This is a genomic window from Aeromonas sp. CU5 (assembly GCF_002586745.1).
GTDB classification, from domain to species: Bacteria; Pseudomonadota; Gammaproteobacteria; order Enterobacterales; family Aeromonadaceae; genus Aeromonas; species Aeromonas sobria.
On the sequence record NZ_CP023817.1, the window covers coordinates 3466662 to 3481750 of the forward strand.

A 15089-nucleotide genomic window follows, 5' to 3' on the forward strand; every position below is an offset into this window, starting at 1 on the left:
CAGACCCCCAGAAGAGAACCATTGCCTATGAAGACATTTATCCGGCAAGAGATTGCCCTGCCCGTTGGCCTGCTGACCCTGCTCTTTTTCAAGACCCTGGGCAGCGACCTGCTGACAGAGACAACTCCGCTCGCGATTTATCTTCCGGTCTCGCTGGCTCTGCTGGCCGTCGTTACCTGGGCCATCTTCTCGGTGGTGCGCCACTCCGACGCCCTCGCCATCAAGCTGGGCGAACCCTTCGGCACCCTGATCCTCACCCTGTCGGTCATTTCGCTGGAGGTAGTGATGATCTCCTCGGTGATGCTGACCGGCGAGCCCAACCCCACCATGGCCCGCGATACCATGTTTGCGGTGGTGATGCTGGTGAGCACCGGGCTGGTGGGCTTCACCCTGCTGTTTGGCGGCTGGCGCTACCACACCCAGAGCTTCAATCTGGACGGGGTCAAATCCTATCTGGTGGCCATCATCCCGCTGGCGCTGCTCTGTCTGGTGCTGCCCAACTTCACCCGGGGCGGCACGGTCGGCAGCATGTCGAGCCCCATGTCATGGATGCTGATCATCATTTCAGTCCTGCTCTACGGGGTCTTTTTGCTGATCCAGACCCGCAGCCACAGCCACTTCTTCGTCGACAGTGATCACGAGGATTACGAAGAGCACCACGGCCCGCTGCAGAGCAACGTCTATCACACCCTGCTGCTACTCGTTTATCTGGTGGTGGTGATCCTGCTGGCCAAGACGCTGGCCATCCCCATCAACTACGGGGTACATGTGATGCAGGCCCCTGCAGCACTGGGTGGTTTTATCGTGGCCTGTATCGTGCTGGCGCCCGAAGCGGTCGGTGCCATCAAGGCCGCCTTCAACAACCAGTTGCAGCGGGCGATGAACCTCTACTTCGGCTCTGTGCTGGCTACCATTGCCCTCACAGTACCGGCGGTACTTCTTATCGGCGCCATCATGGGGCAAGAGGTGCGCCTCGGGCTCTCGGCCGCCGACATGGTGCTGCTGGTCACCACTCTCATGGTCTGTAAAGTGACCTTCAGCAGTGGCCGCACCAATGTGCTTCATGGCGCCACCCATCTGGTGTTGTTTGTCGTTTACCTGTTCCTGATGTTCGAGCACGAATAACAGGCGCCAGCACCTATCCCGGTGCTGTTCGTCGTCTATCTATTCCTGATGTTCGAGCACGAATAACCGCGTTTAGCCAACGCCAGAAACGAAAAGACCGCCCGATTGGGCGGTCTTTTGTCATCTGCTCCCGGATCTCACCGGCGCCAGTGAAGCGGCTTCCCCCTCATCCCCCACCCTTCTCCCGCCAGGGGAGAAGGGGGATCAAGGCTTACAGGCTGGGCAGCACCCCGGCCGGGATCAGGTCGTTGTAGCTGGCACGACCCAGCAGGGCAGCTGCCGCTTCGATATCCGGCGAAAAATACCTGTCCTTGTCGTAGAAGCTCACCTCTCCCCGCAGTCGTCCCTTGGCCAGCTCGATAAGCTCGGTGCTGCGCAAGGGCGCACGGAAGTCCAGACCCTGTGCCGCCGCCAGCAGCTCAACCGCCAGAATGCCGCAGGTGTTCTCCGCCATGTCCGCCAATCGACGAGCGGCGAAGGTGGCCATGGAGACGTGATCCTCCTGATTGGCGGAGGTGGGCAGGCTGTCTACCGAGGCGGGATGAGCCAGGCTCTTGTTCTCGGAGGCGAGGGCCGCCGAGGTGACCTGAGCGATCATAAAGCCGGAGTTTACCCCGCCGTTGTTGACCAGAAACGCGGGCAGACCGGACATGCGCGAGTCGATCAACAGCGCCATCCGCCGCTCTGACAGCGAGCCGATTTCGGCAATGGCCAGCGCCAGATTGTCGGCGGCGAAGGCCACCGGCTCGGCGTGGAAGTTGCCGCCGGAGAGGATCTCCTCGTCATCGGCAAACACCAGCGGGTTGTCGGAGACCGCATTGGCCTCGCACACCAGCACCTCGGCGGCGTGGCGGATCTGGGCCAGACAAGCCCCCATCACCTGCGGCTGGCAGCGCAGTGAGTAGGGATCCTGCACCTTCTCGCAGTTGTGATGGGACATGCCGATCTCGCTACCATCCACCAGCAGGTGGCGATAGCAGGCGGCCGCATCGATCTGGCCACGCTGACCGCGCACCGCGTGAATACGGGCATCGAACGGACGGCGGCTGCCAAGGGCGGCCTCCACGCTCATGGCGCCGATGGTGATGGCACCGGCGAACAGATCTTCGGCGTGGAACAACCCTTCCAGCGCAAAGGCGGTGCTGGCCTGAGTGCCGTTGAGCAGCGCCAGTCCCTCTTTCGGCGCCAGCGCGATGGGCTCAAGCCCGGCAATTTTCAGCGCCGTGGCGGCGTCGATCAGCTCGCCCTTGTGGCGCGCCTTGCCTTCACCGATCAGCAGGCAGCTCATATGGGCCAGCGGCGCCAGATCGCCAGAGGCGCCGACGGAGCCCTTCTTAGGTACCACCGGATAGACCTCGGCATTGACAAGAGTCATCAGCGCCTCCAGCACCGCCAGCCGGATGCCGGAGAAGCCCCGCGCCAGCGAGTTGAGCTTGAGCACCATCATCAGCCGCACGGTGGCATCATCCATATAGGTGCCAATCCCTGCCGCATGAGAGAGCACGATGGAGCGCTGCAACTCGTCCAGCTGCTCCACCGGAATGCGGGTGTTGGCCAGCAGGCCAAAGCCGGTGTTGATGCCGTACACCACCCGGTTCTGCTCGATCACCTTGGTGACCACCGCAGCGGAGGCGTGGATCCCCGGCAGGGCAGCCGGATCCAGTGAAATATGTACCGGCTCGCGGCTGACGCGACGCAGGGTGGCAAGATCCAGCTCGCCCGGAGTAATAGTCAATTCAAACATGGTGTTACACCTTTCCTTTGACACCGTTGGCGCCGCCTAACATCGGCAGATCCAGTTTCGCCTCGTGGGCACAGTTGATGGCAATCTCATAACCCGCATCCGCGTGGCGCATTACGCCAGTGGCCGGATCGTTGCGCAGCACCCGACCCACCCGGCGAGCCGCATCATCGGAGCCGTCGCAGACGATCACCACGCCGGAGTGCTGGGAGAAGCCCATGCCCACACCACCGCCGTGATGCAGCGACACCCAAGTCGCACCACCGGCGGTATTGAGCAGGGCGTTGAGCAGCGGCCAGTCGGAGACGGCATCGGAGCCATCCATCATCGACTCGGTCTCGCGGTTCGGGCTCGCCACCGAGCCGGAATCCAGATGGTCGCGGCCAATCACGATGGGCGCCTTCAGCTCGCCATTTTTCACCATCTCGTTGAAGGCCAGACCGAGCCGCACCCGATCCTTGACCCCAACCCAGCAGATCCGCGCCGGTAGCCCCTGAAACGCGATGCGCTCGCGGGCCATGTCGAGCCAGTTGTGCAGGTGAGGATCGTCCGGGATCAGCTCTTTCACCTTCTGATCGGTCTTGTAGATATCTTCCGGATCGCCGGAGAGGGCCACCCAGCGGAAGGGGCCGATCCCCTCGCAGAACAGCGGGCGAATGTAGGCGGGGACGAAGCCGGGGAAATCGAAAGCGTTCGTCACTCCCTCTTCCAGCGCCATCTGGCGGATGTTGTTGCCGTAATCCAGCGTAGCGGCGCCGCGGGCTTGCAGGGTCAGCATCGCCTCCACCTGACGGGCCATGGAGCGACGGGCAGCCAGATTCACCTCCTGCGGGGCGCTCTGTTGCAGCTCGCGCCACTTTGCCACGCTCCAACCCTGGGGCAGGTAACCGTGGATCGGGTCGTGGGCAGAGGTCTGGTCGGTTACCACGTCTGGCGTGATGCCACGGGCCACCAGCTCGGTGAAGACGTCGGCGGCGTTGCCAAGCAGGCCGACGGAAACGGCGGTGCCGCTCTGCTTGGCCTCTTCGACCATCGCCAGCGCCTCATCCAGGCTGTGGGCCTTCTTGTCCACATAGCGGGTCTTGAGGCGAAAATCGATGCGGGTCTCGTCGCACTCCACGGCGATCATCGAGAAACCGGCCATGGTGGCGGCCAGCGGCTGGGCGCCGCCCATGCCACCGAGACCACCGGTGAGGATCCAGCGCCCCGCAGGCTCGCCGTTGAAGTGCTGGTTAGCCACCGCGAAGAAAGTTTCGTAGGTGCCCTGCACGATCCCCTGAGTGCCGATGTAGATCCAGGAGCCTGCGGTCATCTGGCCATACATCATCAAGCCCTTCTTATCGAGCTCGTTGAAGTGCTCCCAGTTGGCCCAGTGCGGCACCAGATTGGAGTTGGCGATCAGCACCCGAGGCGCATCCTTGTGGGTCTGGAACACCCCAACCGGCTTGCCGGATTGCACCAGCAGGGTCTCGTCTTCCTCGAGCCGGGTCAGCACCTCGACGATCTTGTCGTAGCAGGCCCAGTTGCGAGCGGCGCGACCAATGCCGCCATAGACCACCAGCGACTGGGGATGCTCGGCCACCTCGGGATCCAGGTTGTTCATCAGCATCCGCAGCGGCGCCTCGGTGAGCCAGCTCTTGGCGGTCAGCGAGGTGCCGCGCGGGGCACGGATCACGCGGTTAGGGTCAGTTCTGGAATCAGCGCGAGGATCCTGGTGTTGCACAGACATACACACTCCTTGTTGTATCAATAGGGTGCCTTCGGCGACCTGCGGCCAAAGGGTTAACGGGTCAACAGATGAACCAGCCGCGCAGCCACGCGGGCACTGCGGTTGTCCTGATCCAGCGTCGGGTTAAGCTCGGCCAAATCAGCGAGCCGCAGCTTGCCGCTGGCGCGGATATGGGCAATCAGCGGTTCGATCACCGCCAGATCCACACCACGAGCGGCGGGCGCGCTCACTCCCGGCATCAGGTTGCCGGGCAGCACATCGAGATCGATGGTGAGGTAGAGGTGCTCGCACTGGGCGATAAATGCATCCAGTCCGCTCTGCAAGGTGGGTAGAGCACGCTCGCTCATGGCTTCATCTTTCACATACCAGACCCCCAACTCGTCGGCCCGGGCAAACAAGGCTTGGGTATTGGCAGTCTCGGCCACCCCGAGGCAGGCGTAGTGAAACGGCGTGCACTGAGCTGCACACTGCTCGGCGATCTGGAAGAAGGGGGTGCCGGAGCTTGCCAGTTCCAGCTTCATCCGCAGATCGAAGTGGGCGTCGAAATTGATGATGCCGACCTTGCCACTGCCGCCCAAATGACGGTTAAGACCGCTCCAGCTGCCGAAGGCCACCTCGTGGCCGCCCCCCAGCACCAGCGGGAAGTGACCCAGATTGAGCGCAGCAGCGACCCGCTCGGACAGTCGGCCGTGGGCAGCATCGAGATCGCCATCGGGGCAGCTCACATCCCCGCCATCGTAGACGGGGCGATTCAGGTGCCAGGCGGTGTTGGCCAGCAGCTTGCGCACAGCTTGCGGCGCACCGGCGGCGCCGACACGTCCCTTGTTGCGGCGCACCCCTTCGTCACAGGCAAAACCGAGCAGTACCACACCGGCAGCCTCTTGCGCCCCGGCAGGCTCTTGTGCCCCGGCGGCCCAGGGCTGCACCTTGTCATGCCAGCGCAAGGCCAGCTCGCCATCTTCAGGATCCTGCCGCCCCTGCCAGAGCAACATGTCGATCGGGTTGAACTTATCCATGGAGAGTCTCCTCACCGTTGAAGATGCGGCCCGCCAGCTGATCGACGCCGACCATGTAGCTCAGCTCGGCCGGATGGGCGCAGTGCCAGATCAGAAAATCGGCCGCCATGCCCGCCTTGAGCTGGCCAAGGCGATCCTGCTCGCCGAGCGCTTTGGCGGCGTGACGGGTCACCCCGACCATGGCCTCCACCGGGGTCAGGCCAAACAGGGTGCAGGCCATGTTCATTGCCATCCGCAGCGAGACGATGGGGGCCGTACCCGGGTTGATGTCGGAAGAGACCGCCATCGCCACCCCCGCCTTGCGCAGGGCAGCGACCGGCGGCAGCTTGGTCTCTTTGAGAAAATAGAAGGCGGTGGGCAGCAGGGTGGCGACCACGCCACGGTGGGCCAGCGCCAGGATCCCTTCCGGATCCAGATACTCCAGATGATCCACCGAGAGGGCGCCAAAGTGGGCGGCCAAGGTGCTGCCCCCCAGATTGGAGAGCTGATCCATGTGCCCTTTCACCGGCAGGCCGTACTGATCCGCAGCCAGATAGACCTGTGCGGTCTGGGCCAGCGAGAAGCCGATGTGCTCGCAGAAAACATCCACCGCATCGGCCAGACCCGCCTCGGCGGCGGCCGGGATGATCTCCTGACAGATGGTCTCGACCCAGCTGTCGGGATCATCGCGATACTCCGGCGGCACCGCATGGGCCGCCAGCAAAGTGGTCTTGACCCGGATCGGCAACGCCTCCCCCAGTCGGCGGGCCACCCGCAGCATCTTGAGTTCGTCATCCAGCGTCAGGCCATAGCCGGACTTGATCTCCACCGTGGTGACCCCTTCCCGGATCAGGGATTTCACCCTCGGTAGTGCCAGCTCGAACAGCTTCTCCTCGCAGGCCTCACGGGTAGCGCGCACCGTGCTGATGATGCCGCCGCCCCGACGGGCGATCTCGGCGTAGGGCACCCCCTGCTGGCGCAGCTCGAACTCCTCGGCGCGACTGCCGGCAAAGACCAGATGGGTGTGGCAATCGATAAGGCCGGGGGTGACCAGCTTGCCCTGCATATCCTGCCAGTGGGTGGGATAGGGCCCCTTCAGCTCGGCCATCGGCATCAGCGCATGGATCTTGCCATCCTTCACGCCGATGGCGTGGAGCGGCAACAGGCCGTAGTCGGCCAGCTCGTCATTCAGGGTGGCGGGCGTCACGTTGAGCCAGACCCGCTCGCAGTTCAACAGTTCCTTGTTCATAGCGACCTCAAATGTATATACATATCCTTATAGTCGATCTCTATGACGAAAGAAAGAGCAGAGTTCACATCCTGATAACAGCATCAAACTTAGAGTTTAAGCACAAAAAAGCCCACCAAGAGGTGGGCTTTGAAAAATCGAGCTGTATAGACATTTATTCTAGCTGAGTCTTGGAGCTGAGCTTGTAGCGAGAACCGGGGGAGAGCAAACGGGCGTAGGAGACCAGATGCCCCTCCGACCAGGTGCGCCGGTGCAACAACAGGCAAGGGGAATCTACGCGGATCTGCAACAATCCCGCCTCACCGGCGCTCGGCAGCACAGCTTCCACCACGTGCTCCATCTCGGAGAGGGGGCAAACCTCCATCAGATAGCGGTTGGGGGTCTGTTGGGTGAAATCCTGCTCGCCATAGCCCGGCAAGCGCCCGGCATCGACGAAGCGCTCCTCCAGCTGCAGCGGCTCACCATCAGCCTGATGGACGATCAGGCTGTGAAAGATCGGGGCGCCAACCCGCAGTCCCAGTTGTACCGCCACCTTCTCGTCGGCGGCCAGCCGCTGCAGCCGGATCACCCGGGCACTGTACTCGCCGCCACGCTCGGCGATCTCGTCAGCGATGTTGCGAATGGCCAGCAGCGGCGACTCGGTACGCCGGTCCGCCACGAAGCTGCCGGAACCGGCGGTACGCACCAGCCACCCTTCCGCCATCAGTTCCCGCAGCGCCCGGTTGACCGTCATCCGGCTCACGGTGAACTGCTCGCACAGGGCCGCTTCGGTCGGGATCCTGTCCCCCGCCTGATAATGGCGTTCGCGGATCCCGTCCAGAATGTGCTGCTTGATCTGCAGATAGAGGGCTGGCGCCACCATGAAGCTCCCTAGCGCCGACGGTGGGGCGGACGCATGTCCGGCCAGGCGCGATAGACGTCGGGGATCTGATCCGGCCCGCTGATGCAGAGATCGAGATCGTGCAGCAAGCCATCCTTGATGCCGTAGATCCAGCCATGCACCGCCAGCTCCTGCCCCTTGCGCCAGGCGTTCTGGATGATGGTGGTGTGGCAGACGTTAGCCACCTGCTCGGCCACGTTCAGCTCGCACAGGTAGTCGAAGCGTTCGTGCTCATCCTCGATCGCTTCAAGCTGCTCGCCATACTTGAAGTAGACATCCTTGATGTTGCGCAGCCAGTTGTCGATGAGACCCAGCTCCTGGTTCTGCATCGCGGCCTTGACGCCGCCGCAACCGTAGTGACCGCAGACGATGATGTGCTTCACCTTGAGCACTTCCACCGCGTATTGCAGCACCGAGAGGCAGTTGAAATCGGTATGCACCACCAGATTGGCGACGTTGCGGTGGACGAAGACATCCCCCGGCAGCAGACCCATCAACTGGTTGGCGGGGACCCGGCTGTCGGAGCAGCCGATCCAGAGGTATTCGGGGGCCTGCTGGGCAGAGAGGGTGGCAAAGAAGGCGGGATCTTCGGCCTTGATCCGTTCGGCCCACTCACGGTTGTTGGTAAACAGGTCGTTCAACAGTTTCACTTCTGCTCTCCCTAATGTGGCAGTTGCGGCAACATAACACACCCAAGGGTTATCAGGGCAAGCCTCGATTACCGGCGACAGAAACAAAAACAGGGCCATCAGGCCCTGTTTTCAGCGAGGAAGCATCAGGCTTCCATGGCATCTTTCAGCTTCTTGAGTGCGTTCTTCTCAAGCTGACGCACTCGCTCGGCAGAGACGCCGTAGGTATCGGCCAGCTCCTGCAGGGTGGTCTTGCTGTCATCATCGAGCCAGCGGGCGCGGATGATGTGCTGGCTGCGCTCATCCAGGGTGGCGAGGGCCGAGCTCAGGCGACGGGTCGCGTGATCGTCCCAGTTGTCGTTCTCGATGGTAGCGGCCAGATCGGAGGATTTGTCCTCCAGATAGTGAACCGGCGAGAAACCGCCCTCCTCTTCATCATCACCAACCAGATCGAACGCCTGATCGTAGTTGGCCATCCGCCCTTCCATCTCGGTCACGTCAGCGGCAGAGACACCAAGATCGGCAGCCACGGCCTGAACCTCTTCGTGGTTCAGCCAGCCCAGACGCTTTTTGGATTTGCGCAGGTTGAAGAAGAGCTTGCGCTGGGCCTTGGTGGTGGCCACCTTGACCATGCGCCAGTTGCGCAGCACATATTCGTGGATTTCGGCCTTGATCCAGTGCACGGCAAAGGAGACCAGACGCACGCCGACCGTCGGGTCGAAGCGCTTGACCGCCTTCATCAGGCCGATGTTGCCTTCCTGTACCAGATCGGCCTGGGGCAGGCCGTAACCGGCATAACTCTTGGCAACATGAACGACAAAGCGCAGGTGCGACATAATCAGCTGACGAGCAGCCTCGAGATCGCCATCCTGCTGCAAACGCTCAGCCAGCTCACGCTCTTCCTCTGCGCTTAGCACCGGAATAGAATTTACTGCCTGGGTATAGCCTTCCAGACTACCTTGCGGAATCAGGGCCATGGTGCGCTGCAATGAAGTTCCCATCTGTTACCTCTTACTTTTCAATCGAATCAGTCTAACACCCTGAGAGGGTCTGTCTACCGACCGGATGCCATTCTGCGGCCTGTATCAAAGATACCGACCCAGTTTAAGACCGGGTTATCTTAGGCCTGCAGGATGAATCATGAATGAACAGTCAAAAAAAGGGGGTCACAATGAAGGACCCCCGAAAAGTAGCATGCTAAGTCCATTGTTGCGGAGCTCGCAACCTTCACATGCTTGCCAAGTCTGACGAGCAAGGCAGAGGGGCCACACTCGTATAAATGCTTCAGCTTTAATAGACTGCTTATAAATCAGAAGGTTCAACGGATCTAGCAAAGATCCGGAAGATCATTGTTATTCAGAATACTCTGACAATAGGGGCCAAGCCAGAAACGGCCCCTCTTTTACTTGATCCGCTTCTCAAAATCCAGTGATTTACTTTGATGACAAATCAATCAAGATGGTTCGATATCGCGAATGTGGCGATGGACCGAAAACCAGGAGGCGATCAACCCCAACAGGGCACCCAGCAGGATCAGGTTGATCCCGTCTACTGCCCCCATACCGACCAGCCGGAAATTACTGTTATACAAACCCGCCAGCTCCTTCACCACCCCTTCACTCCAGATCACCATCACTTCAGTGAGCCACCAGGCCAGCATGCCGCCAATGATGCCAAACCAGATACCGGTATAAAGGAAAGGGCGATGGATGAAGGAATCGGTCGCTCCAATCAGTTTAAGCACCTCGATCTCGGAGCGCTGGTTAAGGATATTAAGGCGCAGGGTGTTGCCGACGATCAGCAGCACGGCGGAGAGCAACAGCACCGCGATGCCGGTAATAGTGTGGCGCAGCAGGTTCATGATCCCCTGCAGACGGGTCAACCACTGCAGATCAAGCTTGCCTTGCTCGACCCCCACCTCGTTGTTGAGCTTGCCGAGCAACTCGGCGGCCCCTTCCGGGTTCTGCCAGCGCGGATCCGGAATGACGCTCAGCACAGGTGGCAACGGGTTGCTGTCGAGGTAATCGAGGGCATCACCAAAGCCGGAAATCTCGCGAAACTCCCGCAACGCATCGTCCCGGCTCAGATAGGTGACAGAGTCCACCTCGGGGTAGAGCAGGATCCGCTGCTGCAGATCGAGAATGCTCTGCTCCGGCAGATCCTTGCGCAGATAAAGCGAGATCTGGGAGCTGGTCTGCCAGCTTCCCTCCACCACCTCGGCATTTTTCAGCAGCACATGGAAGCAGGAGGGGAGCGCCAGACTGACGCCCAGTACCGCCAGAGTCATCAGGGAAGCAAGCGGGTTGCGCCACAGCTCCCCCAGACTGGCAAATGCCTGACGCACGTGGTCAACCCCATACATCATCAGACGGCGCAGTGGCGGTTGTTTATGTCGAACGATGGCCATCAGAGCTGCTCCCCGGCTGAATACATACGACCCGCCTTGAGGGTCAGGGTGCGATAACGCATACGGGCAATCAATCCCAGATCGTGAGTGGCGATCAACACCGATACCCCAAAATTGTTGAACTCCTGAAATAGCCGCATGATGTCCATGGAGAGCTGGGGATCCAGATTACCGGTCGGTTCATCCGCCAACAGCAGGGGTGGCTTGTTGACGATGGCACGGGCGATACCGACCCGCTGCTGCTCACCACCGGAGAGCTGGCGTGGCTGGTAACGCTCCTTGCCCAACAACCCCACCTTGTCGAGGGCTGCAGCGACCCGCTTGTTGATGTCGGCGTGGCTATAGCCATCGATCACTAGCGGCAGTGCCACGTTGTCGAACACGGTGCGATCCATCAGCAGCCGGTGATCCTGAAAGATCATCCCGATCTGGCGACGCACATAGGGGATCTGGCTGCGCTGGATATGGCTGACATCGTCGCCATGAAAGAACACCCGGCCATCGGTCGGACGCTCCATCACGCTGATCAGCTTGAGCAGGGTACTCTTGCCCGCCCCCGAGTGTCCGGTCAGAAAGGCCATCTCTCCCTTCTGCAGGTGAAAGCTGACCTTTTGCAGCGCCTGATGGCCACCGCTGTATACCTTGCTGACCTTATCAAAACGAATCATAACGGTTCCCTGATATTGACCAACCCCGGCCAGGATCGAAGTATGGCGCGCTGGCTCATCGCCGCCGGCACTGGGCCTTGATGAAATGGCTGATCCACAGCCAACCATCTTGCCACCTTTGTCGAAACGACATCCAAAAACCCAATAGTGACAAACCCCGACCAAAGTCGGGGCATGGGACACTTACTCATCGCGACCGGAGTTATTCATCACGACTAAACAGCGCTTCGATAAAGTCATTCGCCACAAAGGGACGCAGATCGTCGATCCCCTCACCCACCCCGATATAACGGATCGGGATCTGGAACTTGTCGGCCACCGCGAAGATAACCCCGCCCTTGGCAGTACCATCCAGCTTGGTCAGCGTGATCCCGTCCAGACCCACCGCCTCGCTGAACAGCTTGGCCTGGCTCAGGGCGTTCTGGCCGGTGCCTGCATCCAGGGTCAGCATAATCTCGTGGGGCGCCTCTTCATCCAGCTTCTTCATCACCCGCACCACTTTCTTGAGCTCTTCCATCAGGTTGCTCTTGTTCTGCAGGCGACCGGCGGTGTCGGCAATCAGCACATCGGCACCACGGGAGCGGGCGGCCTCGATGGCGTCATAAATGACGGAAGCGGAGTCGGCGCCGGTATGCTGGGCAATCACCGGAATGTTGTTGCGCTGACCCCATACCTGCAGCTGCTCGACCGCTGCGGCACGGAAGGTGTCACCCGCCGCCAGCATCACGCTCTTGCCTTCCGCCTGGAACTGCTTGGCCAGCTTGCCGATGGTGGTAGTCTTGCCGACCCCGTTCACACCGACCATCAGGATCACGTAAGGCTTCTTGCTGGTATCGATCACCAGTGGCTGCTCGACCTTGGCCAGCATCTCGCCCATGTCCTGCTTGAGCAGGCCGTAGAGCGCCTCGGCATCTTTGAGCTGCTTGCGATCAGCATGTTGAATCAACCCATCGATGATACGACGGGTGGTATCCACGCCAAGATCTGCCGTCAGCAGCTGGGTCTCCAGCTCTTCAAACAGTTCATCATCGATCTTCTTGCCACGGAACAGACCGATAAAACCGGAACCTATGTTCTCCTTAGTACGAACCAGACTGCGCTTGAGGCGGGCAAAAAAGCCCTCCCGCTGCGGCTTGTCCTGAGTGTCATCATCCACTGCAGCGGCCAGCGGCAGAGCAGCCAGCGCGGCGGCCTCAGCCTCCATCTCGGCTACCAGCCGCAGATCTTCCGCTCGCTGGGCCTCTTTGGCGATACGTGCCTCTTCAGCAGCCTGAGCTTCAGCGGCAATACGGGCAGCTTCGGCAGCCTGTGCTTGCGCTGCAATACGGGCAACTTCGGCGGCTTGCGCTTCTGCGGCAATACGAGCAGCTTCAGCAGCCTGGGCTTGCGCGGCAATACGAGCGGCTTCGGCGGCTTGCGCTTCTTCGGCAATACGAGCAGCTTCAGCAGCCTGTGCTTCCGCAGCAATACGGGCCTCTTCAGCAGCCTGTGCTTCAGCAACAATACGGGCAACTTCGGCGGCTTGCGCTTCTGCGGCAATACGAGCGGCTTCGGCAGCTTGCGCTTGCTCAGCAATACGAGCGGCTTCGGCAGCTTGTGCTTGCGCAGCAATACGCGCAGCTTCGGTAGCCTGCGCTTGCGCAGCAATACGAGCAGCTTCGGCAGCTTGCGCTTCAACAGCGATACGAGCGGCTTCGGCAGCACGCTCTTCTTCGGCGATCAGCGCTTCGTTGACAATCACCGGCTCCAGGTCGGAGGCACACTCCTCCACCACCAGCGGGCCATGGTCATCCAGCTCGGTCGGCAGACAGCAATCATCATGCAGAACGCTATGTTGCGCGCTGGCGGGCACTTCTGGTGCAACAGCCGGCGTGGTATCGGGAGCAGGGGTAGTAGCGACCTCGGGCTCAACGGTAACGGGGGTGGCTTGGGGTGTCTGTGGTTGGACAACCTCAGCCTCTTCTTTCTTGCGGCCGAAACCGAGCCAGGAAAACAAACCTTTTGCCATCTAAAAAATACTCACTTCGTTGGCTGACTGCTAAGATAGCCGTCCCTTGGCGGGTCGGAATAAAAATGAACCGCCTTATACTACCACTTTATTTTCTGACGATGAAACGCGATGCCCAGAGTGAAATCCAGCCGTAGCAACCCGAGCCAAAGTCCCGCCCCGCAAGGAAAATCGGGCTTTGTGAGAATCATCAGCGGCCAGTGGCGAGGTCGTAAATTGCCGGTCAAGGATGTGGAGGGGCTCAGACCCACCACGGATCGCGTCAAGGAGACCATCTTTAACTGGCTGGCCCCCCATGTCCGTGGCACCCGCTGTCTGGATCTGTTCGCCGGCAGCGGCGGGCTGGGGCTGGAGGCGCTGTCACGCTATGCCGAGCAAGTAACCCTGATCGAGATGGACAAGGGTGCCGCCGACCAGATCAAGAAGAACCTGGCCGCACTTGGTAGCAGCCAGGGCCAGGTTATCCAGTCAGATGCGGTGAGCTGGCTGCAAGGCCCTGCCACCCCCTTCGATCTGGTGTTCCTCGATCCGCCGTTTCGCCGCGAGCTGCTGCCGCAAGTTTGCGATCTGCTGGAGCAGCGCGGCTGGCTGGCAGCGGATGCCCTGATCTATCTGGAGCGGGAAAAAGAGATGGCCGATCTGGCGCTGCCTGCTAGCTGGCAGTTGCTCAAAGACAAGCAGGCCGGTCAGGTCTGCTATCAACTCTATCTGCGGGAGGTAAACAATGAAGCGAGTCTTTAATCTGCTGGCGATGGGGCTGGTACTGTTTTTCTGGTTTGGCGTACTGGTGAGCCTGATTGCCCCGCTGCCGGGCAAACTCAACGGCTTTCTGCCAGTCTGCGGCGTGATCGTCGCGCTGCTGCACTGGTTGCAGGCCAGCATGATCAAGGCAGCTTGTAAACGCTACTTCGCGGTCACCAAAGCCGAGTTTGTCACTGTGCTGATCTTTGGCGTGTTTGGCATGGTCGACATTCGTCAGCGGCTGCAAGAGATCGTCAACGCCGCCCAACGCGGCAATCTCTCCGGCAAACCATAAAAGAAAAGGGGACGGCGGTAGCCGTCCCCTAGAGTCGTGTCGTCCTGTCCTTAGAACTGCAATGCTCCCTGCAATCCCTGACGTTATCCTAATCCTTTGGAATATCCCCTTTCCAATCCGTTGGCGTGTCCTGCGGCGCTCCTGGCCTGGCAATTCATCCTGAACTGCTTCACTGTCTCCATCCTGGAGGTGTCCGTTACCACATCCTGTGGGGGTTCCTTGCGTCATCCTGACCGATAACCATCCTGGCTATCTCACTTCATCCTGAAGTATTCCTTCTCGCATCCTGCGAGGTCCTGTTCATCCAGAAGAACGAGGTTCCGTTCGTTCTGCTCTCATCCCGAGAGTGTCCTGCCGCATCCCGCGGTGTTCCTTTATTCATCCGTGACGATAATCATCCTGATTATCGAGCTCATCCTGAGGTGTCCTTGCCTGCATCCTGCAGACTATTCCATCTTTATGCGCTGCCCTGCATCCTGCCGGTCCAGCTCCGTCCTTGTGAGACCCATAGTAAGGAAATGTGCGGCTCGAACAAGAGCCACTCTCCGAGAAAGATCTGATGGCGATCCCATTCCCAAAAATGAACTTAAAAACTAAGGCTTTAAAATCAGCATCTTATTTA

Annotated in this window: 13 protein-coding genes; 3 read left to right on the top strand and 10 right to left on the bottom strand. The window is 60.3% G+C overall.

Annotated features, from left to right (window positions below; all coding sequences use genetic code 11):
• Positions 1–27 precede the first annotated feature (27 nt).
• A complete protein-coding gene (locus tag CK911_RS15505; protein WP_042019692.1) occupies positions 28–1125 on the top strand; it encodes a calcium:proton antiporter in 1098 nt (365 codons plus the stop codon).
• A 211-nt stretch (positions 1126–1336) separates the two neighbouring features.
• Here CK911_RS15505 and hutH read toward each other — a convergent pair whose 3' ends face one another.
• The 10 genes from hutH to ftsY form a co-directional block, all read right to left on the bottom strand.
• A complete protein-coding gene (hutH, locus tag CK911_RS15510) occupies positions 1337–2869 on the bottom strand; it encodes a histidine ammonia-lyase (protein ID WP_098971059.1) in 1533 nt (510 codons plus the stop codon).
• 4 nt (positions 2870–2873) lie between these two features.
• The gene (hutU, locus tag CK911_RS15515) at positions 2874–4595 is read right to left on the bottom strand and encodes a urocanate hydratase (protein ID WP_098971061.1); all 1722 of its coding nucleotides are present in this window, start codon (positions 4593–4595) and stop codon (positions 2874–2876) included.
• Between the two features lie 53 nt (positions 4596–4648).
• A complete protein-coding gene (hutG, locus tag CK911_RS15520; protein ID WP_098971064.1) occupies positions 4649–5611 on the bottom strand; it encodes a formimidoylglutamase in 963 nt (320 codons plus the stop codon).
• Positions 5604–6839 carry an imidazolonepropionase gene (hutI, locus tag CK911_RS15525; protein ID WP_098971067.1) on the bottom strand — a complete coding sequence of 412 codons (1236 nt, stop codon included), beginning with the start codon at positions 6837–6839 and terminating at the stop codon, positions 5604–5606. Before hutI ends, hutG begins: the two co-directional genes overlap by 8 nt.
• 154 nt (positions 6840–6993) lie before the next feature.
• Entirely contained in the window at positions 6994–7698 is a 705-nt protein-coding gene (gene hutC / locus CK911_RS15530) for a histidine utilization repressor (protein ID WP_098972725.1), read from the bottom strand.
• Positions 7699–7709: 11 nt separating this feature from the next.
• On the bottom strand, positions 7710–8369 hold the full coding sequence (gene can / locus CK911_RS15535) for a carbonate dehydratase (protein WP_042019698.1): 660 nt from the start codon (positions 8367–8369) through the stop codon (positions 7710–7712).
• A gap of 125 nt (positions 8370–8494) precedes the next feature.
• Complete coding sequence (rpoH, locus tag CK911_RS15540; protein WP_042019699.1) at positions 8495–9349, bottom strand: RNA polymerase sigma factor RpoH; 855 nt, start codon at positions 9347–9349, stop codon at positions 8495–8497.
• A gap of 452 nt (positions 9350–9801) precedes the next feature.
• Positions 9802–10755 (bottom strand): permease-like cell division protein FtsX, encoded by a 954-nt coding sequence (gene ftsX / locus CK911_RS15545; RefSeq protein ID WP_042019701.1) that lies wholly within the window; start codon positions 10753–10755, stop codon positions 9802–9804.
• Positions 10755–11423, bottom strand: coding sequence for a cell division ATP-binding protein FtsE (gene ftsE, locus CK911_RS15550; protein ID WP_042019703.1), 669 nt, complete (start codon positions 11421–11423; stop codon positions 10755–10757). Before ftsE ends, ftsX begins: the two co-directional genes overlap by 1 nt.
• Before the next feature lie 202 nt (positions 11424–11625).
• Complete coding sequence (gene ftsY / locus CK911_RS15555; protein ID WP_098971069.1) at positions 11626–13431, bottom strand: signal recognition particle-docking protein FtsY; 1806 nt, start codon at positions 13429–13431, stop codon at positions 11626–11628.
• Between the two features lie 111 nt (positions 13432–13542).
• Between ftsY and rsmD the strand changes: the two genes are divergently transcribed.
• Together rsmD and CK911_RS15565 are read left to right on the top strand one after the other, a co-directional pair.
• Positions 13543–14172 carry a 16S rRNA (guanine(966)-N(2))-methyltransferase RsmD gene (rsmD, locus tag CK911_RS15560; protein WP_098971072.1) on the top strand — a complete coding sequence of 210 codons (630 nt, stop codon included), beginning with the start codon at positions 13543–13545 and terminating at the stop codon, positions 14170–14172.
• Positions 14156–14467 (top strand): DUF1145 domain-containing protein, encoded by a 312-nt coding sequence (locus CK911_RS15565; protein ID WP_033137695.1) that lies wholly within the window; start codon positions 14156–14158, stop codon positions 14465–14467. The genes rsmD and CK911_RS15565 overlap by 17 nt, the downstream gene beginning before the upstream one ends.
• The last annotated feature ends 622 nt before the right edge of the window (positions 14468–15089 follow it).